The following is a 25,985-nucleotide window of genomic DNA, read 5'->3' as shown; positions in this document are numbered from 1 at the left end:
AGCTCTCTGCTCGAGGGTCTGTGGGAATCAGGCGTGGGCCAGAGCGCGCATCTGCTCGGGTTCGATGACCTTCTTATGCTCGCGGCCTTCCTTCGCACCCTCGGCACGCTCGAAGGCATCGACCTTCTTCCAGCCAGCGAAGTCGATTGGCTTGACGCCACGTTCCGCAAGCAGGCGGTCAATGGATTCCGGATCGCGATCGGCGGCCACGCGTCCGCCCTCGGCGGCCTTGGACAAATCCTCCAGCATGTTGGTGACGATCAGCAGCGCGTCGGACTTGGTGGAGCCGATCAGGCCCACCGGACCGCGCTTGGCCCAACCGGTGGCATACAGGCGCTCACGCACCTCAACATCCTCACCGGCTTCGGCAGCCGTGGTGATACGGCCATCACCATGGGCATTGGCCAGGTGCGCACGGCGCTCGTCATAGGCAATGCCCGGCGCGGTGGCCGGCTTGTAGCCGATTGCATGGTACACGGCCTGCACCGGGTATTCCTCGAATTCGCCGGTGCGGCTCATCCTGCCATCCGCTGAAGTCTCGGTCTTCTCCACACGGATGCCGACGACCTTGCCATCCTCGCCCAGCACTTCGACCGGCGCGGAGTTGAAATGCACATAGTACTTGCGGTCGGCCGGATTGCCTTCGAAGTCCGTGTCGCCGTCGTCTTCCATGTCTTCGGCCATCTCACGGATGGTGAACAGTTCTTCGACCATCTGGCGGGTGAGCTTGTCCTTGCCGGCCTCCTCGATGGTGTCGTCATCCAGATCGAAGTCGTCCTCGTTGATGATCAGCTGCACGCCCGGCAGCTTTTCCATCTCACGCAGCTCCTGCACGGAGAACTTGGCCTGTGCCACGCCACGGCGGATGAACAGGTGCAGCACCTTGGCCTTGTTGCCCTTGATGCCTTCGTACACGTTGTCCGGAATGTCGGTACGTTCCTTCAGATCGTCGGCGTTGCGCATGAGCTCGCGCGCCACGTCCATGGCCACGTTGCCACCGCCGATTACGGCGACTTCTTCGGCTTCGAGCGGCCATTCGCGAGCGCCGGTCGGATAGCCGTCATACCATTCCACGAACTTGGCGGCACCGTACACGCCGTCAAGATCGGCTCCCGGCAGTCCGAGCGGCTTGTCTTCCACTGCACCGGTGGCGAACAGCACGGCGTCGTAGCGTTCGAGCAGTTCGTCAAGCGTCACGTCCTTGCCGAATTCCACGTCGCAGTACAGGTGGATGTCGGGGTTGTCGAGCGTCTTCTCGAGCGCGCTTGCGATGAACTTGATGGAAGGATGATCGGGGGCCACGCCGTAGCGCACCAGGCCGAACGGTACGGGCAGCTTTTCGAACAGGTCGATGCGGGCCTTGGTACCCAAGCCGAGTTCGTCGCCGAGCTTGCCCAGTTGGCGCAGGAAGATGTCGGAGGAGTAGACGCCTGCGGGGCCGGCGCCGATAACAGCAATACGAAGTTCATTAGTCTCAGTCACGCGCTCTAGCCTAACGCAAACCGTCGAAACGCAAAAGGGTCGATTTGCCGGGGGAATGGATGCTTGGATGGCTCTCTGCCAAACTCTCCCTTCCTGACGTAGTCCGGAATGGCGGGGTGTCACGAACGCAGATCGCGCAACACATCCACGCGCACATACGCCGTGATGTCGGCGGTGGTGGTCCAGTTCTTCCACGGCGTGCGCTTCGTCGCGATCGTGATCTTGCGATAGTCGCGCATACGGTATCCGAGGCGCTTGAAATAGTAATCCGGAAAATCGGTGTCTCCGATCACGAATTCAGGTTCGCCATTGGCGGCACAGGCCGCGATTTCCCGATTCATCCGCAATGCCGTCGGCACCTGGTTCGGTTCGTAGGAACGGCCGCGATAGGTACAGTCCAGTAGGCCGTGGTCGAAGTACGGGTCGGCGGCGATTGCCGCCCAGCTGTAACGGTGCGTATCTTCCTGGCGCGGCGTATGGCTTCCGTCCGGCCAGGTGGTTTCGGGATAGTAGCGCCAGAACGACACCCAACGGTCATGCTCGAGCCCGTTGCGCTTGACGAATGCCGCCATGGCCCGTGCGCCCGAATAGTCGTAGCGCAGGTCACAGGTGACGGCGGCGACGTTCCACAACAGGCTTGGCAACAGCAACGCCACGATCACGCAGTCACGCACGACAGAGGGACTCCAGCGCCGGGTTTCGGCGGTTTTCTCGAACCGTGTCTTCACGAATCGGCGTAGACGTTCCGGCGCATCGTCCACATCAAGCGGACGGTCACGGACAAGCATCCACCAATCCGCGACGAACAGCGCAAACATGATGCCCAGATGATGCAGGCTGAAATACTTCGCCGCACACAGCGCGAATAGCGCATACGGCAGCAACAGAATATCAAGGTCGCCGCGTCTGCGCGCAAGACGGACCAGCGCGGCCCAGATCAACGCCGACAGTACCACGCACACCGCAATCGGGAGGACGTCCATCCTCATGCCATGCAGCGAGACATCGCCGGCGAACGACGTGAACATGCTTTCGGACGGCAATACCAGCCAGAACATCAGGAACTGCAGAATGGGTGAATTGCCGTTCGTGCCGGGGGTCACGCCGAAGGTGTCGGGATATGGCAGGATGCACGCGGCCAGCATAAGGCCCACGGCCATCAGCGTCAGCCAGGCGACGAATCGTCCGGAATCGGCGATCAGGGCGCGGAGGGACCGCGCCTGCAGCAGCACGCGGGCGACCCACACCAACGCCACCGCGCATGCCAGAACGATGCCGTAGCTACTGGTGCAGCAGAGCAGCAGCAGACTCAACGTCAAGCGCCACGGATGCCGGTCGCGTCCCTTCCAGCAGTCGGCCACCAGGAATATGGCGGCGCACATCAGCGCGTACGGACGGGAGGTGACGCCATATTGGAAGCATGGAAAATATGTGAACGGCAGCAGGACCGCGACCAGCGGGGGGAAGGGCGAGCGGAACACCAGCAACCATGCCATGACCGCGGCGCAGACCAACTGTACGCCTTTCAGACCGATCTCATATGACACCCCGAACTTCGCGGGAATCGCCAGCATCAGCCACCATAGCGGCGGATGCCCCTCGTAATGCGGGCGCAGCAGCAGGATATCGCGGAATGACGCATCGCGTGCGATGAGCCATGACTGCGCCTCATCGAACCACGGCTCATGGAACGCCATCACGCATACAATCACGACGACGTACGCGATGAACGTGATGGGACGCCAACGACGGCGAATCCAACCCCTCATTCCGGTTCCGAACCGTTTCGTCTCGCCCGGCCTTGCCTCCCCCACGGCACCGGCCAGCATCTCATTCCCCATATCAGTCTCCCACCGCCATGCAGCTTCTCTCTGATGCACCAATTTAAGCACATCCGATATGGGCATGGCAGGCAGGGGCCAGCCGCATCACACGGCCCGAACGGCTCACGGCGCCACTGTCGTGGCACGGATGCAACCGGATCTCGCTCAGTTGCACACCGTCCTTATAATGTGCCTGTTAATTCATGTGCCTATCCATCAGACTAAAACGTTTGACGAATGCCACCGCCCTCATACGGCACGCATGCATGGGACCTACAACACAGAGAAAGAGCAAGCAACAGTGAGCGACGCAACATCGCACAGCGCAGTCAAACAAGACAAAAGCGACGCAGGCTATGCCAAGGACCTGAAGCCACGTCATATCCAGATGATCGCCATCGGCGGATCCATCGGCACCGGTCTGTTTCTGGGCGCGGGCGGCCGACTGTCGCAGGGCGGCGCAGGACTGGCAATCGCCTACGCCGTATGCGGCATCTTCGCGTTCCTGATGGTGCGCGCGTTAGGCGAGCTGGCAATCCGCCGCCCGTCATCCGGCGCATTCGTCTCCTACGCACGCGAATTCCTCGGTGAGAAGGGCGCGTACGTGACCGGATGGCTGTTCTTCCTGGACTGGTCCGTGACCGTCATGGCCGACATCACCGCCGTAGCCGTGTACTTCCACTACTGGAAGGCGTTCCAAGGCGTGCCGCAATGGCTACTGGCACTGATCGCGCTGGCGTTGGTGTTCGTGCTGAACATGCTGAGCGTGAAAATGTTCGGTGAGGCGGAATTCTGGTTCGCGGCCATCAAGGTGGCCACCATCGTCGCGTTCATGCTCATCGCCATCTGGGCCATCGTGACGGGCGCCCCGGTTGGCGACGCCCACGCCGGCATCGCCAACATCACCGATAACGGAGGCCTGTTCCCGATGGGCATCGCACCGGTATTCGCCCTGACTTTGGGCGTCGTATTCGCGTTCGGCGGCACCGAAATGGTCGGTGTGGCCGCCGGCGAAGCCAAGGACGCCGAGAAAGTGCTGCCGAAGGCCATCAATTCGATGATCATCCGCATCTTCGTGTTCTACGTGGGTTCCGTGGTGCTCATGGCACTCGTGCTGCCGTATACCGCCTACTCCTCCAACGAATCGCCGTTCGTCACGTTCTTCTCCGGCATTGGCATTCCGCATGCCGGCGACGTGATCCAGGTCGTAGTCCTGACCGCGGCGCTTTCCTCGCTCAACGCAGGCCTGTATTCCACCGGACGCACCCTGCGTTCGCTGGCCGTGGCCGGATCCGGACCGAAATTCGCGGCACGCATGAACAAGCACCACGTGCCGTATGGCGGCATCATCATCACCTCCACGCTGGGACTGGTCGGCGTGGCACTTAACGCGGTACTGCCATCCGACGCGTTCGAAATCGTCATGAATCTGGCTGGCATCGGCATCGCCGGCACCTGGGCGTGCATTCTTGTGACGCATCTCGCATTCCTCAAGAAGGCGAAAACCGGCGAGGAGACGCGACCGGAATATCGCATGCCGGGCGCACCGTACACCAACTACATCTCCCTGCTGTTCTTCGCGGTGGTCGTGCTGTCGAATCTCACCAGCGCTGCCGGCCGTTGGACGCTCGCCATGTTCGTGGTGGTCATCATCGCCATGGTGGCGGGCTGGTTCTACGTACGCGGTCGCATCAACGGCGATCTGATGGACGAGATGCTCGACGACAACGGCAACGGCGTGGCCGACGTGCTGGAAACCACGCAAACGCCGGGCAAGTAGCCGCTCACGATATCGGACAAGACAGTAAAGTGGGCGGCGGAACATACAGGCCGCCCACCCGGCGCATCGATTTTTCGATAAGGAGGAAGGCAATGCGCATTCACATCACCTATACCGGTGGCACAATCGGGATGATCGACTCGCCGAATGGCCTGATTCCGGGCGCCGACACCCGTGGATGGCTGTTCCGTCTGCTTGAGGATGCGCATATGGACTCCGGCCTGTTTTCGTTCACCGAACTTGATCCGCTGATTGATTCGTCGAATGCGACACCCGACAATTGGCAGACGATGATCGACGATTTGCGCACGCATGCCGCCGACGCCGACGCGTTCGTGGTGTTGCACGGCACCGATACGATGAGCTATTCCAGCGCGGCCCTGTCGTACGCGCTGACTGAATTCGGCAAGCCGGTGATCTTCACGGGCTCGCAGCATCCGCTCGGCAAAATCGAGTCGGATGCCACCGCCAATGTGACCGGTGCGTTGAACGCGGCCATGAGCGGACGATTCCATGGCGTGGGACTGTTCTTCGGGCATCATCTGTTTGCCGGCAATCGTGTAAGCAAGTCATCGAGCTGGGCGTTCGAAGGATTTTCGGCGCCGTCCACCGGACCGCTGGCACGCACCGGCACGCCTTGGCACTGGTATGCGGACGATTCCGCAGCGGTCGGATGTGGCTGGCGGTCACCGAAACCGTACGAGCGCCATGATGTGGCCGTAATCGACATGGTACCGGGCATTTCTGCGGCACGACTGGACGCCATGCTCACACCGCGGCCGGAGGCGGTACTGTTACGCGCATATGGCGTGGGTAATGTGCCCAGCGACGAGCCAGGCCTGACCGACGTGATCGCCGACGTGCTGCATGACGGCGTACCGGTTATCATCGCATCGCAATGTCAGCAGGCGGAAGTGCTGCTCGGCCATTATGAGACGGGCGATGCGATCGCTCGCGCCGGGGCCATCGGATCGGGTGACATGACGCTGGAGGCCGCCTACGCGAAAATCATGTTCCTACTGTCGCAAGGCGTGACCGGATCGGACTTCGGCAAATGGATGAAGCGACCCATCGCCGGTGAAATCTCACCCAGTTCGCTGTAGGGCCATGGGACTATAGGGATTTGTTGGGATATAAGAATAGAGGCCGCATCACGTAATCGCGCACGACTTTCAGGAAAATGGTCTTTTCGAGAGTCGTGCTCGGTTTATCACTCAACCGATACCCCCTAAATGTCTTTGGAGGTGAGTACCGGCACTTTTTCCAAGGAAAATCCGTGCACGACTTTCAGGAAATCACATTCCTGGGAATCGTGCACGGTTCATCATCGCATCCAATCCCAAATATCTTGGGAAAGACGCAAGAACAGCCTCTACCACCAAGGCGAATCCGCACGCTCACTCCCTATCCCACAAAGCAGTGAGGGCCCACAGTATGCTCACCACATCAATGCCTTCCTGCATAAACGCGCCGACCACCACCGGAATCAGGTTGAACGCGGCGGCAATCATGCCGATGACGGCAAGACCGAGACCCACGAGCACCGCCTGCAGCATCACCTTCTTAGTACGACGGGCGATGGCGATGGCACGCGGCACGGAAGCGATGTCGTCGTTCATAATCACGACCTGAGCGGATTCGGAAGCCGCGGTCGACGTACCATCGGTCATGGCCATGCCGATGTCGGCAGCCGCGAGCACCGGCGCATCGTTCACACCGTCGCCAACCATCATGGTCACCTGATGAATTCGGGATTCGCCCGTGAAGCCATCCCGCCACGTCCGATGCCGGCGCGTAGCTTCGGAAGCATCCTTGACCGCACGCACTTTGTCTTCAGGGAACAGTTCGGAATGGACGTCATCAATGCCGACCTCCTCGGCGATGATTCGCGCGGAAGCCGCCTTGTCGCCGGTCAGCATGGACAGTTTCCCGACACCAAGCTCGCGCAATCGGGCCAAGGCGTTCTTCGCGTTCTTGCGCGGCACATCACGCAACACGATGCGTGCAGCCAGTTGCCCGTCAAGCGCCACGTACGCGGCCATCTCATCCGGTTCAAGCGGCGCGAACCGCGAGTTCACATCCAGCCTGCCTTTCACCGCCCGTTTGTCCGATTCTGGTGAATCGGACAGTACACCCGCATTCCGTACCCTCTGCATGTCCGATTCTGGTGAATCGGACACTTGAACACTAGTTCCTGGCTTCATATTGTCCGATTCGGGAGAATCGGACATCTGGAGGGTAGTGGAGGTGCCACGTTTGTCCGATTCACCAGAATCGGACACATGGACCACTGGCGAAAAGCCGAACTCGTCGGCCGTGGCATAGGCATAACGCCCCACGCGCACCTTGTGCCCGTTCACCTCGCCGGACACGCCTTTGCCGGCATCCTCCACAATGTTGTTCACCACCGGATAGTCGCGCCCATGCCCCGGAAGATTCCGTTCCGCGCACAGCCGCTGCCCTGCCGCATACCGCGCATACAAATCATGCATGGCCCGCTGCCCGGCCGCCGCGATGCCCTTCGACAAAATATGCACGGAGTACCCCTCCACTACACCGGCCATCATGAGAATGTGATCGTCATTGAATGGGGACCTCACGTCGAACGGCTTCTCGACACGCACGACCTGCGGCTGTTTAACGGTCAACGTGCCGGTTTTGTCGAAGAAGATATGCGTCACACGGCCCAGGTTTTCAAGCACGTCCTGCGCTTTGATAAGGATTCCCGCCTTGGCGAGCCGCCCCGTTCCGGCGACATACGCGACCGGAGCCGCAATCAGCAACGGACAAGGCGTGGCCAACACCAGCACCTGCGCGAATCGCAATGGCGTGCCGGCAATGATCCATGCGAGCACCGCAATCGCAAGCGAAAGAACGGTAAACGGCACTGCAAGCACGTCGGCGGTTTTCACGACGGCCGGCCGTGAGTCCTGCGCGGACGAGACAAGCTCCAGAATCTTCTGATACTGCGAATCGTGAGCAAGCTGTGTGGCACGCATGGTCAGCGTTGTCGAGCCGTTGACGGCTCCCGACATGACGCGTGCCCCTGCGTAGATTTCGCGCGGTAGCGGCTCGCCGTTGATGTTGCTCAGGTCCAGCGTGGCCGCACCCGACAGTAGCTCGCCATCAACCGGAACCGTCTCACCCGGCAGTACCAACAGTACGTCGCCCAACTTGACGTCGTCCACGGAAATCGTGGTGAAATGCTCTCCGGAAGCGTCGTAAGCCTTCGGCGCTCCTGTGTCCGATTCTGCAGAATCGGACATCTGGGAGGTAAATCGTACGGCCTGCATGTCCGATTCTGCAGAATCGGACATTGTGACGGCGCGACGGAAGCCGTCCTCCGAAATATCCGAGGCATGTTCGGTACCGGACGCATGCATATGTCCACGCATACCCGGCAGTCTTACTACGTGCGCAGTCCTCGGCGCGGCCTCGATCAGCGCCGTCAGGTTGCTTTCGGCTTTCGATTGTGCGAATTCCTCAATCGCCTCACCGGAAGAGATCATCAGCACCACGGCCCAAGCGGCCCAATACTCCTGAACGGCGAGCGTCGAGGCGATGGCGATGACGGCCAACAGATCGACGCCGACGTGACCATGCCGCACATCGTCGATCATGCCAAGCACGGTGACGATAATCGTGTATAGCACCAGCGCAATCACCAGCCACTGCCCGACACCGGGATTGACCGAATCCCAGCCAAACAGCATGGCGAATACGGAACGCGTGCCCCATGGTCGCCACGTGCCCAGCATGGCCAGCGGGATGGCGGCAAGGATGGTGATCGGCAGGAGTGGAACCTGCTTGCAAAGATTGATGACTCTACGCATCGAATCTCCTTACGCTCGTATACCAGCCGAGGACGTACAGGTCGGAATACCGGTCCAAGGCTGATGCATTCACGCCTTGTTAACCCATCGGCGGCACTGTCCGAACGTGGAATGCCTCGATACACGGCGTAAAAAGATTACTGGAATGTTCAATTATCCGGCCGCTTCAACGACCTTCGTTTTAAGGGTAACAGGTCTTCAGGGGGACTTGGCCGCACGGCATGTGAAACGGGACTGTGCGATTGCTCACACAGTCCCGTTTCGCTTGGTGCTACAAGGCTTTTCGATGATTATCACGTTCGCCTTGGGCTTGTCGGAGGCTTACGCCCCGACTTGCTGATCCGGTTTACCACAGGCCGAACGGATCGGTGAATCCGCCGCCGTCACCGTTCTGGCCGTTGCCCTGCTGGTCTTGACCGTTGCCGCCATTGTTCTGCTCGTTCTGTTCCTGCTTGTTGGAGGAGCTGCTGCTGGATTCCTCCTGATTCAGCGTCACTTCGAGATCCATGGTGTGGCCATCGCGCACGATGGTCAGCGTCACCTTGTCGTTCATGGCGGAGGCACGCACGTAACCGAGCAGCGAGTAGTTGTTGTTCACAGCCTTGCCGTTGAAGGCCACGATGGAGTCGCCCGCCTTCACGCCGGCCTTGGAAGCCGGACCGCCGTCGACCACGGACTGCACCTGAGCGCAGCCACGGGTCACACCGTCGGCTTCGACCGTGGAGCTCTTGATGGTAATGCCGAGCGCCACGTGCTGCACGGAACCGTTTTCGATGATCTCATTGGCCACGCGCTTGACGAGGTTCGACGGAATCGCGAAACCGATGCCGATGGAACCCGCCGAGCTGGAAGAGCTTGCGGTGGAGGCGATGGACGAGTTGATACCGATTACCTGACCGGCCGCGTTGAAGGTCGGGCCGCCGGAGTTGCCCGGGTTGATTGCGGCGTCGATCTGCACGGCGTTGGTGACGATGGCGTTGTTGTTGTCATCGGTCACGGTCACCGGGCGGTTGAGTGCGGAGACGATACCGGTGGTGGCGGTGTCGTCGTAGCCGAGCGGATTGCCGATGGCCATCACGGCCTCGCCGACGGCAAGGTCGTCGGAATCGGCGAATTCCACGGCTTTGAGGTCGCTCGGCGGATTGTCAAGCTTGATGACCGCCAAATCGGTGGTGGTATCGGTGCCGACGACCTGCGCGGAATAGATGGTGCCGTTGGCGAGCGTGACCTGAATCTGCTGTGCACCGGAAATCACATGGTTATTGGTAACGATGTAGCCCTTGTCGCTGACGATCGCGCCGGAACCCTTGGCGGTGCCCTCGCTGGTCACGGTCTGGATGGAGACCACGGAGTTGGACACTTCCTTGGCTACCGCCGTCCAATCAACGGCCTCACCGCTCTTGGCCTTGGCCGAACCGGAACCGGACTGGTTGGAGCTGATGCTAGTCATCGAGCTCGATGTAGGCACATGCACCCAACCATTGGTGATGGCCGCATAGCCGACGCCGAGGCAGAGCACGGCGGCAACCAGCGCGGCGACCACGGCCACGACCACGTTGCCAGCGGTCTTCGGTCGGGTCTTGACCACCGGATTCTGCGGATTGCCCGCATTGCCGAATGGATTGAACGGATTGCCGTTGTTCGGGGTGTTCGGTGGAACGTTCGCACCTCCCTGCGGAGCGGTGAACGGATTGCTGCCGCGCGAATCATGCTGCTCATTCTGCGGATTCACATATGGATTGCCGAAGAAGGGATTGCGATTGTTCTGCGGCGGCATCTGCGATGTCTGCGCACTGTGTGCAGGCTGACCATACTGCGGCTGCGCGGCATTCGTTCCGTTCGTCGGCTGCGGCGGCACCGTTCCGTAGGCGCCGTATTCCGGCGCCGGACGATACTGCGATTGCGCGGAAGCGCCGGCAGTCGACTGGCCGCCCGTAGACGAGCCGCCGGAAACCACGGTGCTTTCGCCGGCGGCGGATGCATAATCCGGGGCGATTTCCGAATCCGCGGCATTCACGGAAGGCAGGGTAGTGGTCGGCTGTTCGCCGGCGTCGTGCACTGCAATCGGTTCGGTCACGGAGGTCTCGGCATTGTCGGTCGCGGCGTCGGCCGGTTGCGTCGGTACGGCCTGTTGTGCGTTGTTTTGCGGCTGCACGACATTCTGGTCGTTGTTATCTTCAGCCATTCTTGCTCCTTATTCGTCTCGCGGCATTTCACATGTTCAGCAATCGTGCCGCTCGAACTGCTATCTAAGAGTAAAGATACCCGCTCTGGAAATTTCCTGAATGTTTGTTGAAAGTACTACTCGAATTGATCGTCTGCATCGGCGAACAGCCGCTTCCATCCTTATCGGAACGTCTTCATCGCACCTGCAAACGGTGATTTTTCGCCTCTTGCGCAATCCATCCGGCCCGTCACCCATCCCGTAGGACCGAACACTCTCTCCATCCGACGCAATCGGCGATATCGCCTAAAGTGAAACGCATGACAAGCCTTACTGAATCGAATCTCGTCGAGCATCCGCGCGGAGCCGAGCCGGGCAAACCCGGAGACCGCCGCGCATTCTCCTTTGAGCAAATCACTCGACTGCCGGATACGGCCGACGGCAAAGGCCGCGGCGGCGCGCGTTATGGACGTACCGGCATCATCCACACCCCGCATGGAGACATCCATACGCCGGCGTTCGTGCCGGTAGCCACGCAGGCCGCGATGAAGGCCGTATTGCCGGAGACCATGAAGGATCTCGGCGCGCAGTGCCTGCTGTCAAACGCCTTCCATCTCTACGAGCGGCCAGGTGAGCAAGTGCTCGATGAGGCCGGCGGACTCGCGAAATTCATGAACTGGAACGGTCCGACCTTCACCGATTCCGGCGGGTTCCAAGTGCTGTCGCTCGGTGCGGGCTTCAAGAAGACCCTCGCCATGGACGTAACCGGCATGAAATCCGATGAAGTGATCGCCGAAGGCAAGGAACGCCTCGCATTCGTAGACGAGGATGGTGTGACGTTCAAGTCACCGCTCAACGGCTCTCTGCACCGCTTCTCCGCCGAGATCTCCATGGGCATCCAGCACAAAATCGGCGCCGACATCATGTTCGCCTTCGACGAACTGACCACGTTGATGAACACGCGTGGCTACCAGGAGCGTTCCGTGGAGCGTACCTATCGTTGGGCGCAGCGGTGCGTAGCCGAGCATCAGCGGCTTACCGAGGAGCGTCTCGGCAAGCCATATCAGGCGCTGTATGGCGTGGTACAGGGCGCGAATTATGAGGATCTGCGCCGTCATGCGGCCGAGCAGATCGCCTCGCTTGATTTCGATGGCGTCGGTATCGGCGGCGCGATCGAAAAGCGTATTATCGGCGACACCTGCGCCTGGATCTGCGATGCGATGCCCGAAAGCCGACCGCGCCATGTGCTCGGCATCGCCGCCGTCGATGACATCTTCGCGTGCGTTGAGAATGGCGGCGACACGTTCGATTGCGTGGCGCCGGCACGTTGCGGCCGCAATGGCGCGATTTTCACGCGTTCGGGCCGCTATAACATCAAACGGGCGCAGTTCAAACACGATTTCGGGCCGCTTGAGGAGGGCTGCACCTGCTATACCTGCACGCACTATTCGCGTGCCTACGTGGATCATGCCCTGCGTGCCCGCGAATTCAACGGATTCACGCTGGCTACAATTCACAACGAGCATTTCTTCGTCAAGTTGCTTGACGACATCCGCGCTTCGATTGATGGCGGCTATTTCGACGAATTCCGCGACGAGACGCTGGCCCGCTTCTACGCGAACGGATCGAGGGGCTAACGCCCAAACCGGAAGAACGGAAATGCGCTGGGTGATTGCGGTCTGGAATCGGCCGATGCGCTGTGCCGCATTGTACTTTGCCGTCTTGGTTGTCCGATTCTGGTGAATCGGACAACCACATGCCGCACCGGCCTGCATCAGCCTGACTCAGAACGCCAGTTTCCTCACTCCTCATGTATTTCCCCATGGAGGCAGCAACACGACACGCCGGCATTGGACAAATACCAATACGGGTGTAAATTATTCCATTGTCTGCGAGCGTGGCGGAATGGTAGACGCGCTGTCTTCAGGTGGCAGTGAGTGTATGCTCGTGGGGGTTCAACTCCCCCCGCTCGCACCACGGGATTAGAACCCTGAAACGTTGGAATTGCAATGTTTCAGGGTTCTTCGTTTTCTGATCAAACCCCGAAAATATACCGAAAAATATAACAACAATAAGCGTCGTTGAACATGCTTGAGGGTCATTGATCAAAAACGGATGTTTGAGTACGGGGTTCATTCGCCGACATTGAAGTGCTGCCGGTTGTGTTACATACCCCCCTAACTGGCTATCTATCACTTCGCATAGGCAGCATCCCACTCAACCGTTTGTCCGAATCTGGTGAATCGGACAAACAAATCCACTTTTCGCTCCAGAAATGTCCGATTCGGCAGAAACGGACAAACTCATGCTTCGCATGTGGCCTTATAGTGAATTCCCCAGTCTTTCATAGCCTTGATGACTGGCTTGAGACTCACCCCGGTTTCGGTCAGCGAATATTCCACACGCGGCGGCACCTCCGGATAGACCTCGCGGTGCACCAGCCCATCACGTTCCATCTGTCGCAGATTCGCGGTAAGCACCTTCTGCGAAACATTGCCGACCGAGCGACGTAATTCACTGAATCGCTTGGTGCCATCGAGCAAATCACGCAAAATCAGCACCTTCCACTTATCGGAAATCATCAGCAACGTTGTTTCAACGGGACACGCCGGTAATTCACGTTCCATCTAAAATTATCCTTTCCATAAAATCCAGGAATCACAATAAAAGTTCCCTATAGGTAACTACAGAACTAATTTGTGCCTTCTTCCATTATTTTCTGTATGGAAATACAGTACATCATGTAAGCGAAAAACGGAAGATTTCCACTGGGAACACCCAATAGAGAGGAATCTTTCTCCGCCTGACCTTCCGGTCGGCAGTTACCCTTCCTTTGAAGGGCCGCAAACACGAAAGGAATCACCATGAAGATCGCAGTAGTCGCAGCAAATGGCAAAGCCGGACGACTCATTGTCAAGGAGGCCATGCGTCGCGGCCATGATGTGACCGCAGTCGTACGCGGCGAGAACAGAACCACAGCCCCGAACGCCATCATCAAAGACGTGTTCAATCTGACCATGGCGGATCTTGCCGGATTCGATGTGGTCATCGACGCCTTCGGCACCTGGTCCCCGGACACCCTGCCACAGATCGCACAAGCCGCCGGTCATCTCGCCGACCTGCTTTCCGGCACCGACATCCGACTGATCGTTGTTGGAGGTGCAGGCAGCCTGTTTGTAAACAAAGAACACACCAAGGCCCTTGAGGACACTCCGGAGTTCCTTGACGCCTACAAACCGGTCTCCGCAGCACATGTCGCCGCCCTCAATCTGTTGCGTAACCGCGACGACGTGAAGTGGACCTACGTCAGCCCCGCCGCCGACTTCCAAGCCGAGGGTGAACGTACCGGATCCTACGGGCTGGCCGGCGAGGAATTCACCACCAATGCCGAAGGCAAAAGCTTCATCAGCTATGCCGATTACGCCATCGCCATGGTAGACGAAGCTGAATCCGGCAAGCATGTCGGTGAGCGTATCTCCGTCTACACCAAGTAGGTCATGAGCCGAAGCGGCTCCCCCATCCCCCATGCCATGTGTCCGATTCTGGAGATTCGGACACATGGAGCACCTTAAGCACCCAGCGAATGTCCGATTCTCCAGAATCGGACACATGACACTACGCGACTGCCTCGCGCATGGCTGATTCGGGATTTTCGGACAACTGGAGCACGGTTGCTCCACTCTGTTTGTCCGATTCTGGATTTTCGGACAAACAGAGGATGCGCAGTACTGCTTGTTTGTCTGATTCACCAGAATCGGACAAACAGAGGGGTGGGAAGATCGGACGAACCAGACAAGAGGACGAACCAGAAGAACCAGACGGAGGAGCGGAGTCAGAAGACCGGGAAAGCTTACCGCACCAGAAACACCATGAGGATGATCAGCACCAGACCGACCAGGTCGGCGGGCGAGAATGCCGCACCGGTCCATGTTACGGCGGTGACCGTAGCCACCACCGGCTCAATGGTGCCGATGAGAATGCCACGCATCGAGCCGATAATCGCAACGCCGCCCATATACAGTCCACACGCCGCGAACGTGCCGATCACCACCAGAAAACCCAACATCAGCCAGCCACGGGCATCCAACTGCGGCATGTGGGCCCATGGCCGCACGAACGGCACCAGCACGAATCCGGAAATCAGGAATGCCACGCCATTCACCGAAAAGGCTCCCCATCGTGCAATCAGCGCAAGCGGAATGATCGCCATCGCGGCATTGCCGAGTGCGTTGGCCAGCCCCCAAGCCAGGCCGGGCAGCGGCAGGGAAATCGACGACAGATTGCCGCCGGTGGCAATCAGCACGGTGCCGATTACCGCAAGTATCACGCCAATCGTTTCGATGACGGTCGGCAACCGTCTGCCATGCACGCACACGTACAGCAACACGAATAGAAGGCTCAGGCTTTGCAATACGGTTGCGGTGCCGGCATTGGTCCAGTGAATCGCCTGCAGATAGCCAACCTGAATCACCAGCACGCTCGACAACGCCACAATGACCAGCATCGGATAGTTTTTGCGTTCGCGCAGCATGCCGCCAAGCAATTTCGGCGTCGCAACCCCCGCACAGGCAAGGAACAGCAGTCCGGCCACGATTTCGCGCACGCATGCCACCCACGTGGGGTCGACGCGATATGAGTCCATGAGGATTTTCGATACGGTGCCGTTGACGCCCCATAATACGGCCCCGGTCACCGTCATGATTGTGCCGATGGCCAGTTTCCGAGGAGTCAGTTCGAAAGTTCGTTCAGACATTATCCACTCCCATAACCACCCCTTACCTTTCGAAACGTCCCGGCCTGATTCTATCGCGTCGTCTGCTGGACTCGATGGTGAAACGTGACCGTATTAGGATGAAGGTCTCCCCTCCGGCAATGTTTGCGAAAGGCACGGTATGACTTACGATTTCACGTCCATCATGGACCGTCATGGCAAAGATTCGATTGCGGTCGACGGGCTGGGACAGCTCGGCTTCTCGCCGGATCCGCCGAAGGAAGGGTTCGACGTGATTCCGATGTGGATTGCCGACATGAACTTCCCGACCGTTCCGACCGTCCCGGAAGCGATCATCGAACGCGCCAAACACCCGGCATACGGCTATTTCAGTCCAACCGACGAGTATTTCGACGCGATCATCCGCTGGCAGTCCACGCGCAACGGCGTGACGGGACTGACCCGCGAGGCCATCGGCTATGAGAACGGCGTGCTTGGTGGCGTGATTTCCGCGCTCACCGCGTTCGCCGCGCCCGGCGATGCGGTCCTGCTACACAGCCCGACCTATATCGGCTTCACGATGAGTATCGAGAACAACGGATACCGCATCGTGCATAGCCCGCTCACGCGCGACGCGGACGGCGTATGGCGTATGGATTTCGACGACATGGACCGCAAAATCAAGGAGAACAACATCCATGTCGCCGTGTTCTGCAGCCCGCATAACCCGTGCGGCCGCGTGTGGGAGCGTTGGGAGATCGAGCAGGCGATGGAGGTCTATCGCCGCAACGACTGCCTGGTCATTTCCGATGAGATCTGGTCCGATCTGACGCTCGGCAATCACCAGCACATTCCGACGCAGTCGGTCAGTGAGGACGCGCGCAACCGTACCGCCGCCTTTTACGCGCCAAGCAAGACGTTCAACCTGGCGGGGCTGATCGGCAGCTATCACATCATCTACAACAAGTATCTGCGCGACCGTATTGGCGCGAAGAGCTCGAAATCGCACTATAACGAGATGAACGTGCTGTCGATGCACGCGCTGATCGGCGCCTACCAGCCGGAGGGGTATGCGTGGCTTGACGAGCTGCGCGAGGTTCTGACCGGCAATGTGGACTACGCGTGCGATTTCATCGCCAATCATTTCGACGGAGTCTCATGCGCCAAGCCGGAGGGCACGTACATGCTGTTTCTCGACTGCTCCGAATGGTGTCAGGCGCACGGCGTTTCGTTGCAGGAACTCGAAAAACGCGGCTGGGACGTGGGCGTGTGCTGGCAGGATGGCGTCATGTTCAAACAGCCGTACTCGATTCGCGTGAATCTCGCACTACCGTTGAGTCGTGTCAGGGAAGCGTTCGATCGACTCGACCGGTACGTGTTCAACGCCTAAGTCCCACCATGATTGTGGCCGCAGCCCTACGGCGGTGGCACTACAACTGTGCCTCTGTGGCTGCGGTCTCAAGTCGGTCTCAAGCAACGGAGTCCGCAGCCACAAAAAGCCACGCGCCCGCAAAGCACAAGCCCGCCGCAAGCCACTCCTACAAGCCTACGTCGTGCGCGCCAAGGAAATCGAGGATTCGCTTCAGATACGGACCGACCACATCGTTCGGCATGGAGAAGATCTCGTGCAACGACTGGTCGTAGCGCACCTTCTCTATGGAACCGCCACCTTCGCGCACACGTTCGATGAACTCGTCCTGCGGACCGTTGAGCACCCACACGTCAAGCCCGGCCTGGAAGAGCAGCGTCGGCGTCTCAATGGCACCGCACATGTCGGGTTTGAGCACCGCACGGGATAGCGCCATGGCCTGATTCGCCCACTCGAAGGTCGCCGCATTGGTCCAACAGCATTCGTCGGCGAGCCGTTGCTTGTGGAACCAGCGGATGCGCGCTTCGGACGCGCCGCGATAATCGTCCAGATTGAGATTGTCGGAAAAGTCGGCATGCCCGAACACTCGGCTTTTGCCGAATCCCAGTGCGCAAATACCGCCGACGACGATGCGCGCGACCCACGTCGGCATACCGACCGCCGGTGCGATCATCGGTGCGGACAGCACCGCCTTGTCGAATAGACTCGGATAACGTTCCAGCACGGCCGCGCCAATGCCGCCGCCCATGGAATGGCAGTACAGGTCGAGCGGCCGACCCATTGCATACTCGCGTCCGACGGTGCTGGCGAATGTTGCGAAATCAGCTACATATCGACGCCAGTCATCGATCCAGACCAAACTCGGATTGCTCATGTCATGCGCGGAATGGCCGTGACCGCGATGCTCGAATACGCATACGGAATAGCCTGCGAGCAGGAAGTACCACACCATCTCGCTGTATTTGCGTCCGAATTCGGTGAAACCGTGGGAGATGACGACCGCTCCGCGGAACGGTCCCGCCGACCTGCCTCCGCGCGATTCGTTGAATTTTCGGACGTCGTAGCAGCAATAGTGCAACGTGCCGGGATTATCGAGCGTAGGCAACGCCTTGCCGTCGCTGTCGTGCGTCGCCGGCTTCATACGCCCTTCCGTCAGGCAGGCTTGCAGCGCCGGAAGCACCTTAGCGTCCATTTCGGCGTCGTAATGCGCCTCATCGATGAGCGTGATAGTCATATCACCCATCATACGGCCAGTCGTTCATACCATCGCGGGCATGCTCTTACAGACACGCCATCGCCAAGCGCAAACGGAACCGTCTACATCACATGCGTGGATTCAAGCCTCCGCAGCACCCAGTTGTTGAGGCGGATCACCGGCCGACGCAATACTAGTCCAAGCAGCAACGACGGCAGCAGGAACAGCGCGAGCGCACCAAGATCAATCCAATACTCAAGACCATATGAGCCGGCCATGGCCGCATGCATCGCGTCGATGGCGTGCGGGAACGGCAGGAACGGGTAGCAGATCTGGAAGAACTTCGGCAGCGTCTGGATTGGGAACGTGCCGCCTGAACCGGCTACCTGCATCACCAGCAGCACCACGGCCAATGCCTTGCCGATATCGCCGAACGACACGGTCAACGTGTACACGATGTTCGAGAAAACCACCGCGCACAACCATCCCACGGCCAGGAACTGCAGCGGCTGCTCGGCCTGCACGCCGAGAAAGTACATGTCTCCCAGGCATACGATGGTGCCTTGCAGCAGCGCCAGCAGTGCGAAGATGCCCAGTCGGCCGAAATATTCGTGATGCAATCGCAACCCGAACGTCGCCGCGTTACCCGGAATTTCACGGTTACGGGCGCGAAGCGGCAACGAATCCCCCAACCCGAGCACGTGCGCCTTTTCACGATCGGATACGGCCACCTTCATGATGGCCACCAGAATGATGGCACCCACCCAGATGGACAGCACCGTGTAGAACGGCGCCATGGCCGATCCGTAATTGGCGATCGGGTAGATCGGTACACGGTCGAGCGCCACCGGTGCGGACAGCAGCGTCGCGACGGCGTCGGTATCGCTCGACGTAAGCGATGCGATTGCGCTACTATCTCCGGCCTGTACGGCCTGTTTGAACTTTGCGCTCAGATCGGACAGCTTGCCGGCCGATTCGCCCAACGAGGCCGATACGCTGCCTAGCGTCTTGCGTACGGCAGCCACATTCGCACCGATGCCGCCGGCCATTGATCCGACGTCACCGGTGACGGCATCCAGTCCGCTGATCACGGTACCGGTCTGCGTGACGAGCGTTTGCACCGATGCCGACAAATCGTCCAGTTTGGGTTTGACGTTCTGCTCATAGTCGCTTTGCACAGTGGTGATCGACCGTTTTGCCGTCGTGATCCGGTTGAGGATCTGCTGTCGATCCCGCTGAATGTCGCCGCTGTCGGCGGCAACCTGTTTCGAGGCGGCGGCGAGCGCCGTAGCCAGATCCTGCGTATCCTGTTGTGCGGCCTGCAATGCCGCGATCTGCTTGTCGATGGCATTCAGCAAGGCCTGCTTCGAGTCTCCGTCCGGCAATCCTTCGGCTGCCGAACGCATCTTCTCCAGCTGCGCGATGTAATTGCCGTATACGTTCGCACTGCTTGATACCTGCGATGATAGGTCCTGCAGTGTTTTCGCGGCGCCTGTCGCATCCTTGTCGAGCTGGTCGAAGGCGGTGCCGACTTTGTCTGCGATGTCGTCCAGCGCCGAAACCGCCTGTTGCAAAGCCTGATTGACGGCATCGGTTACGTTGGTGCAGGCATCGGTGAGTGTCGAGGTGCTGGTTCCGCTCTGTTTCAAGGTTTTGCGCGCCTGTTTGCCGGCTTTGCGCGTGGAGGCGAGCAGCTTGTCCGTGGAGGTGATCACGCTGTCGGCCGAACCCGACAGCGTCGAGTAGGCGTTCACCTGCGCTTGCGCCCCTGAGATGGTGGATACCATGCCGTCGATGTTCGACGTCAGATTCGTCATGTATTGCGCCATCTGTGGGCTTTGCGAATACTGCAGCATGTTTGCGGCAAGGTCGAGTCCGACCTGCGCCATCGTTTTCGCGAAGGTCTTGTCGATGGTGTTGGCCACGGTGGACGCACCTTCGTCGGTGATATGCGGTGCGATCGGATTGATTTTTTCGTTGAGATAGTATTTCAGCGTCGCATGCTTGACGGTGGGTGAGAACAGCGTCATCATGTCGGCGCTGAAGGATTTCGGAATGACGATCGCCGCATAGTACTTGCCGGATTTCACGCCGTCGACGGCCTTGGCGCTGTCCACGAACTGCCAGTCGAGCTGGTGGTTGGCTCGCAGTGCGCTCAGCACCGTCTCGCCCACGTTGATGCGCACCGGAATCAACTCCGACTTGTAGCCGGAGTCCACGTTTGCGACCGCCACCTTCAGCGCCTTCGTGTTACCGTATGGATCCCAGCTGGCGGCGATGTTGAACCATGCGTACAACGCCGGTACGATCACCAGTCCCATCGAGACGATCAGGGCGATCACATTGCTTGTGGCATGGCGCATGTCACGTCGGAAGATACCCCAGAGATATTTCACCGCGCGTACCTTTCCTTCAGGTATTCGACCACGATCAGATAGGTGTCGATGACGATGATCGACACGATCCACAACGTAAGCATCACTGTTTTCTGTTGGATGATGAACAGCAGAATCAGCAGTACGAACGGCAACACCGCCAACGTGAGGAAGCCCCACCGTACCAGCTTCGGGTATACGGCGAGGAACCGTTCGGCTCGGGCGTGCGCGATTTCCGGATAGCGTTCGGCGAATTCGCGTGCCATGCCTACGAAGCGCAACTGACTGTCTACGCCGGCGTTGCGTTCGGTGATCATCAGGTCGGTGTCGGCCAGCCGTTCGTCGAATAGGGCGTTGAGGTTCATGGCGAGCCGGCGCACCACCAATCCGATGAACAGGGCAACCGGCAAGTACCACAGCAAGTGGAACATATCGTTCCAGTAGTGCATTTTGTACAGTCCCGCAATCGGTCCGCGCATGGCCTGAATGCCGTAGGTGAATGGCAGGAACGGCTTGAGCCGCTGGAAGAATTCCGGCATCATCTCAATCGGATATAGGCCGGAGGCACCCGGAATCTGCACGATCACGAGAACCACGGCCACCGCCTTGCCGATGTGCCGGAACGTAGCGGCGAGCGCGTAGATGATGTTCACGTATATGAACGATTCGAGCAGTCCTGCGAGGATGAACAGCATCGGATGCGCACATTGGATGCCGAGTGCGATATCGCCTACGGTGGCGATGATCGCCTGCATGAAGCCGACTGTCATGAACAGCAGCCAACGCCCGAGATAGCCTTGCGTCGGCGTGTAGTTGCGGATGCGCTCGTCGCGGTCCACTTCGAGTTTGTAGATGGCCACGAGCACGAAACCGCCGACCCACAGCGCAAGGTTGGTGTAGAACGGCGTGACGGCGGACCCGTAGTTGTCGGTCGGATATACGACGATTTCGCTCAGATGCACGGGGTTGCCCATGAAGTCGCCGATGCTCGCCGCGTTGAGGCCTAGCAGTTTGGTGATTTGCTCGTAGGTCTGTGAGCTGGAGAGTGCGGCCACGTCGGTGCGCGTGGCGTCGAGGTTGCCTTCAAGGTCGTCCAGCGCTCTGACGGTGGAGTCGAGTGTGGTGCGTGTCTGCCGTAGGGTGTCGTCAAGCTGATTCAGCAGGCCGTCGCTTTGTCCGATCAGGCTGCCGAGCGCGTCGAGCGTACCGATCAGGGAACCGCTGGTGGCGCTGAGCGAGGTGAATGAGCTGTCGAGCGACGGCATGATGGTGCCGGTCAGTTTGTCACGTGCGTCAATCAGTTTGTTTGCCCCGTCGGCGGTGAGTCCGGCGACGGTGTTGCCGAGCGTGATCGCAGTGGTCGTGCCGTCACCGATCAGGGCGTCGGCGTTGTTGCCGAAGGTGTCGAGCAGCTGCTGCTCCTGTTTGAGCTGGGTGCGCGCATCGGCGATCTGCTGCGCGAGCGCTTGGTATTCCTTGCTGTTGTGATCAAGGCCGCTGGAGGCGAGCACGCGGTCGAGACCACCGATGAATTCATCGGTTTTGTCGCAGGTCTTCTGCATCGCCTGGCTGACGGCGTTCACGGCGCTTTGCGTGGTGTTGAGCCCGCTGACGATCTGACCTGTAGCGGTGTTGACGCCGATGTGCAGACTGGACAATTGCACACTGCCGTTATCGAGCGCCTTGGCGAGTGTCGTCGAGAATCGTTGTGATGCGGTCTGTGCGTCGGCGAGCAGTCCGATGGTGGTGTTGGCGGTACCCGTGGCGGTGGCAAGGTCCGCACTGATCTGCTTGTTGGTATCCTGCGCTTTAGCGATGGTGGTTTCGGCGTCGCTGAGTGAGGTCGACATGTGCGTCAGCTCGTCGCGCACGCTGTTCAGCTGGTCGATGGTGGTGTTGAGATCCGCGATGACGTCGCTTTGCGCACCGTCGAGCGATTGCGTGGTGGCCTGCGCGGATCGCTTGACTTCCGTGGCCACGGCGTCGGCGACGGCGGTTACGAAGGTGGAGTTGATCTGTTCGTCGATTTCCGTGGCGCCGGTGTCGGTGATTTTCGGCGCGATCGCGTTTTCCTTTTCGTTGACGTAGTACGTGATATGCGGACGTTCGGTGGTACCGGTGACGGATCCGATCAGCGTTGCGCTGAAGTCATCCGGCAATACGATTGCCGCATAGTATTCGCCGGATTTCACGCCGTTGAGGGCGTCCGACTTGCTGACGAAACGCCAGCCGAGCTGATGATTGGTCCTGAGTTTGCGAACGGTCTGCGCGCCCGCGTCGAGATGTCCGACGAGCGTGGAATCGGTACCGAGATCCTCGTTGGCCACGGCCACTTGGATGTTGCCGGTGTTGGCGTAAGGGTCCCAGTTGGCGAGGATGTTGCACCATGCGTACAGCGACGGAATCAGGGCTACGCCGCAGGTCACGACCAACGCCACGGGACTCTTCACGATGCGTCTGACATCGCGCGCGAAAATGGCGAGAATCGTTCGCATATCTTCCTCCGTCAAGTCGAACATTCAACTATCAGGTCGCATACTGCGCATACCGGCCTGTGAGCACTATAGTCCTGCCTTGACCAGCTACGGTGCGGATAACGCGCTTGGCGAATACTCATGCCGGCCTGCGACATCGGCCTTACCCCCGTACACTCGGGAGCGCCCCGCATCATCCGCATCGCAATCGACGGAAAGCATCACACCTTGCGTAAGGCGTCTGCGAGGAAGTCGCGTTGGAGAATCAGCAGGTTTTCGGCGACGGTTTCGTCGTTGGTCATATGCGTGATGCCGGTGAGCGGCAGGAACGTATGCTTCCGACCGGCGGCCATCAGCGCCTGGCTGAGTCGCAGGCTGTGCGCGATGGTCACGTTGTCATCGGCGAATCCGTGGATGAGCATGAGCGGACGTTTGAGATTCGGCGCGTCCGCGATGATGCCATTGCGCTCGTACACGACCGGGTCGAGGCCCAGGTACCGTTCGGTGTAGTGCGTGTCGTAAAGCGTCCAGTCAGTCGGCGGAGCGCCCGCGCAGGCAGCGGCGAACACATCAGGCGCCTCCAGCACGGCGAGCGCGGAGAGGAATCCGCCATATGACCAGCCGATTATCGCCACCCGTTCCAAGTCGGGTTCGGGAATGGTGACGGCAGTCTCGGAGTCGGCCTGTTCCGCCCGCAACTCGCTGAGGATTCCCGGCAGCGCATGCACCGCGTCAACCTGATCCTCAAGCGTCACGGCTTTCATGCTCTCGTAGATCGCACGATCCCATTTCGGCCCGCGGCCGGTGGTGCCGCGACCGTCGGCGATCACGACGATGTACCCCTGATCGGCCCACCACTGCGCATCCCAGTAGAACGACTGGCTTTCGACGACTTGTTGGAATCCCGGGCCGCCGTATGGCTTCATGAGTACCGGCAGCCTGTCAGCGTGCGCGTACCCGCTGCCCTCGGACGGCAGCACGATCGCCGTGTATAGCGACCGCTCCCCCAATCGTACGAATCGCGCATTCGGCACGAAGCCGGGTTCGGCGGCATGGTTCTCGATCGGCGCGACCACCATGGACAGCGTCTCCACACCGTCTTCGCCGACCGTCACGACGTTCATGCAATGCTGCATCTGCACCCGCGCATCGTCCATGCCGCGTCCGGTCATCACGCATCCGTTGCCGGCACGCGACATCGTCCATTGGCCGGGCGTGTGGGTAAGCGGCTCCCAGCTGCCATCGAAGCGTATCGACACCACGTCGAAGCTGCGCGCATCATGATCGGCCGCGTTCGCCTGCCATAGATACGGCAGGTCGGATTCCGGCAGCAGTTCCGGCGTGCGCTGCACCACGCACAGCACGTCATCGTCAGTCACGTCAAGCACTTCGCGCACCTGCAGACCGATTGGCGTGAACGCACATCCATCCACGCTCAGACGGTTCGTATCGGCTTCCATGTCGTTGACCGCACACACCAGACGACCATCCGGCGTGTAGGCGGGCGTGCCGTGCACCAAGTCAAGCCAGCAGTCGTTGTGACGCTCTTCGAGCACGCGGGTCGTACCGGGCTCTTCGCCTGGCGCATATTCGGGAATCGCGAAGGAGAAGGTTTCGACCTCATCGCCGTTCTCGTCGGTGAATTCGGCTTCCGGAGCGATGACCGGCATGATCGGATCGCCGACGCGGACGGTCAGCACCTGATCGTTGCGCTGCAGTCGGTCCTGTACCTCGATGATCGGATCGTGCCCTTCCGCCCAATTCACGGATGCCAGATATTCGTAGCGTTCCCGGTCCCACTCCACCGCGTGCGACACCTCACCGTAACAGCAGCCATCGGCGTCGAAGCCGAGCTCCAGCAGTGTCAGATGCACGTCGGCGTTGGACGTCAGCGCCTGCGGGTAGCGGCGGGCGGCCGCGCCCATGGTCGGATTCGCGGGATCGCAGATGTGCCATATCGGCTCGGGTGAGGCATCGAAGGTCTCGAACAGCACGTATCGGGAATCCGGCGACCACCAGAAACCGTCGTACCGATCCATCTCTTCGCCGGCCACGAATTCCGCCAGACCGATCTTCACCGTATGGGGCGCCTGATCGTCTCCGTTGCCGTCGCATACGCCGTACACCGTGGTGATGGACTCCCGCGCGGCCTGCCCCGGAGCCGGCCAATCGGCGATGTCGATTAGGTTCAGGTGCTCGCCGGTCGTGTACATCACGTGGCGGCCGTCGGGGCTGATGCGCGGATTGAGCACCGGCCCGTACCCGCCCGTGGTGAGGGTCAGATCCTCGAAGGCAAGCTGGCGGGTGCGTATGCCGGTGCCGTCCTCCCGGATTTCGGTCAGGAACAGCTGGCCGTTGATGGTGAACACGACGCGCCGTCCGGCCTGATCGACGGAATAGCTTACGATTCCGGAGCCGCCTTCGCGCGCACGCTCGCGTCGCGCACGCTCTTCGGCGGGAACGTTCTCCGCATCGGCATCGGCCAGCAGTTCGCGCGGATCGGCAAGCAGGACCTCCCGATCATCGCCGGTGCCGGTCGTGTCAATCACGCTCATCCATAGCGAGGTGACGGTATCCTCCGAACCGTCGGATCGCAGGAACAGCGCCCGCGACCCGTCGCCAATCGTACGGGCGGAACGGGGCGCGCCGCATGTGAATCGCACAGTGCGGGCCTTGAGTCGGGGAAACACATCAATCGCATCATTCATACTTCCCAAACTACCGACACCCAGGCCCACCTCACCGTCGGCAGTCTGGGCGGCACCACAAACCACCGACG

Annotated in this window: 15 protein-coding genes and 1 tRNA gene; 6 read left to right on the top strand and 10 right to left on the bottom strand. The window is 59.9% G+C overall.

Translation table 11 applies throughout. From position 1 onward, the window contains the following. Positions 1-27: 27 nt before the first annotated feature. The gene (locus tag BBDE_RS00300) at positions 28-1,482 is read right to left on the bottom strand and encodes an FAD-dependent oxidoreductase (protein ID WP_003842972.1); all 1,455 of its coding nucleotides are present in this window, start codon (positions 1,480-1,482) and stop codon (positions 28-30) included. A gap of 119 nt (positions 1,483-1,601) precedes the next feature. Continuing rightward, on the bottom strand, positions 1,602-3,323 hold the full coding sequence (locus BBDE_RS00295) for a hypothetical protein (protein ID WP_012901775.1): 1,722 nt from the start codon (positions 3,321-3,323) through the stop codon (positions 1,602-1,604). 244 nt (positions 3,324-3,567) lie between these two features. Between BBDE_RS00295 and BBDE_RS00290 the strand changes: the two genes are divergently transcribed. Next, positions 3,568-5,085 (top strand): amino acid permease, encoded by a 1,518-nt coding sequence (locus BBDE_RS00290; protein ID WP_033489546.1) that lies wholly within the window; start codon positions 3,568-3,570, stop codon positions 5,083-5,085. 92 nt (positions 5,086-5,177) lie between these two features. Further along, positions 5,178-6,188, top strand: a complete 1,011-nt coding sequence (locus BBDE_RS00285) for an asparaginase (protein WP_003838028.1) — start codon at positions 5,178-5,180, stop codon at positions 6,186-6,188. A 294-nt stretch (positions 6,189-6,482) separates the two neighbouring features. Here the strand turns inward: BBDE_RS00285 and BBDE_RS00280 are convergent, their stop codons facing one another. Next, positions 6,483-8,918, bottom strand: a complete 2,436-nt coding sequence (locus BBDE_RS00280; protein ID WP_003838029.1) for an HAD-IC family P-type ATPase — start codon at positions 8,916-8,918, stop codon at positions 6,483-6,485. Positions 8,919-9,264: 346 nt separating this feature from the next. Further along, positions 9,265-11,103 carry a S1C family serine protease gene (locus tag BBDE_RS00275; protein ID WP_003838030.1) on the bottom strand — a complete coding sequence of 613 codons (1,839 nt, stop codon included), beginning with the start codon at positions 11,101-11,103 and terminating at the stop codon, positions 9,265-9,267. Between the two features lie 299 nt (positions 11,104-11,402). Between BBDE_RS00275 and tgt the strand changes: the two genes are divergently transcribed. Together tgt and BBDE_RS00265 are read left to right on the top strand one after the other, a co-directional pair. Continuing rightward, complete coding sequence (gene tgt / locus BBDE_RS00270) at positions 11,403-12,719, top strand: tRNA guanosine(34) transglycosylase Tgt (RefSeq protein ID WP_003838032.1); 1,317 nt, start codon at positions 11,403-11,405, stop codon at positions 12,717-12,719. 254 nt (positions 12,720-12,973) lie between these two features. Next, positions 12,974-13,059: transfer RNA gene (locus tag BBDE_RS00265), tRNA-Leu, on the top strand. 326 nt (positions 13,060-13,385) lie between these two features. On the opposite strand, the gene BBDE_RS00260 is transcribed toward BBDE_RS00265, so the two are convergent. After that, positions 13,386-13,709 carry a winged helix-turn-helix transcriptional regulator gene (locus tag BBDE_RS00260; protein ID WP_003842980.1) on the bottom strand — a complete coding sequence of 108 codons (324 nt, stop codon included), beginning with the start codon at positions 13,707-13,709 and terminating at the stop codon, positions 13,386-13,388. A gap of 237 nt (positions 13,710-13,946) precedes the next feature. Between BBDE_RS00260 and BBDE_RS00255 the strand changes: the two genes are divergently transcribed. After that, entirely contained in the window at positions 13,947-14,576 is a 630-nt protein-coding gene (locus tag BBDE_RS00255; protein WP_003838034.1) for an NAD(P)-dependent oxidoreductase, read from the top strand. Positions 14,577-14,932: 356 nt separating this feature from the next. Here the strand turns inward: BBDE_RS00255 and BBDE_RS00250 are convergent, their stop codons facing one another. After that, positions 14,933-15,835, bottom strand: a complete 903-nt coding sequence (locus tag BBDE_RS00250; protein WP_003838037.1) for a DMT family transporter — start codon at positions 15,833-15,835, stop codon at positions 14,933-14,935. A gap of 139 nt (positions 15,836-15,974) precedes the next feature. Here BBDE_RS00250 and BBDE_RS00245 point away from each other — a divergent pair, with 139 nt between their 5' ends. After that, a complete protein-coding gene (locus BBDE_RS00245; protein ID WP_003838039.1) occupies positions 15,975-17,183 on the top strand; it encodes a MalY/PatB family protein in 1,209 nt (402 codons plus the stop codon). Positions 17,184-17,331: 148 nt separating this feature from the next. Here the strand turns inward: BBDE_RS00245 and BBDE_RS00240 are convergent, their stop codons facing one another. The 4 genes from BBDE_RS00240 to BBDE_RS00225 all read right to left on the bottom strand — a co-directional run bounded on the left by BBDE_RS00240 (position 17,332) and on the right by BBDE_RS00225 (position 25,914). Beyond that, entirely contained in the window at positions 17,332-18,396 is a 1,065-nt protein-coding gene (locus BBDE_RS00240; RefSeq protein WP_012901773.1) for an alpha/beta fold hydrolase, read from the bottom strand. 83 nt (positions 18,397-18,479) lie between these two features. Next, positions 18,480-20,753: a YhgE/Pip domain-containing protein gene (locus tag BBDE_RS00235; protein WP_003838044.1), complete on the bottom strand. Its 2,274-nt coding sequence runs from the start codon at positions 20,751-20,753 to the stop codon at positions 18,480-18,482. Further along, positions 20,750-23,227: a YhgE/Pip domain-containing protein gene (locus BBDE_RS00230; protein WP_012901772.1), complete on the bottom strand. Its 2,478-nt coding sequence runs from the start codon at positions 23,225-23,227 to the stop codon at positions 20,750-20,752. The genes BBDE_RS00235 and BBDE_RS00230 overlap by 4 nt, the downstream gene beginning before the upstream one ends. 200 nt (positions 23,228-23,427) lie before the next feature. Beyond that, entirely contained in the window at positions 23,428-25,914 is a 2,487-nt protein-coding gene (locus tag BBDE_RS00225; RefSeq protein ID WP_003838047.1) for a S9 family peptidase, read from the bottom strand. Positions 25,915-25,985 lie beyond the last annotated feature (71 nt).

The sequence above is a fragment of the Bifidobacterium dentium JCM 1195 = DSM 20436 genome (assembly GCF_001042595.1).
Taxonomy (GTDB): domain Bacteria; phylum Actinomycetota; class Actinomycetes; order Actinomycetales; family Bifidobacteriaceae; genus Bifidobacterium; species Bifidobacterium dentium.
Note: the sequence above shows the minus strand (reverse complement) of the source record. Positions and strands in the feature narration are given on the sequence as shown.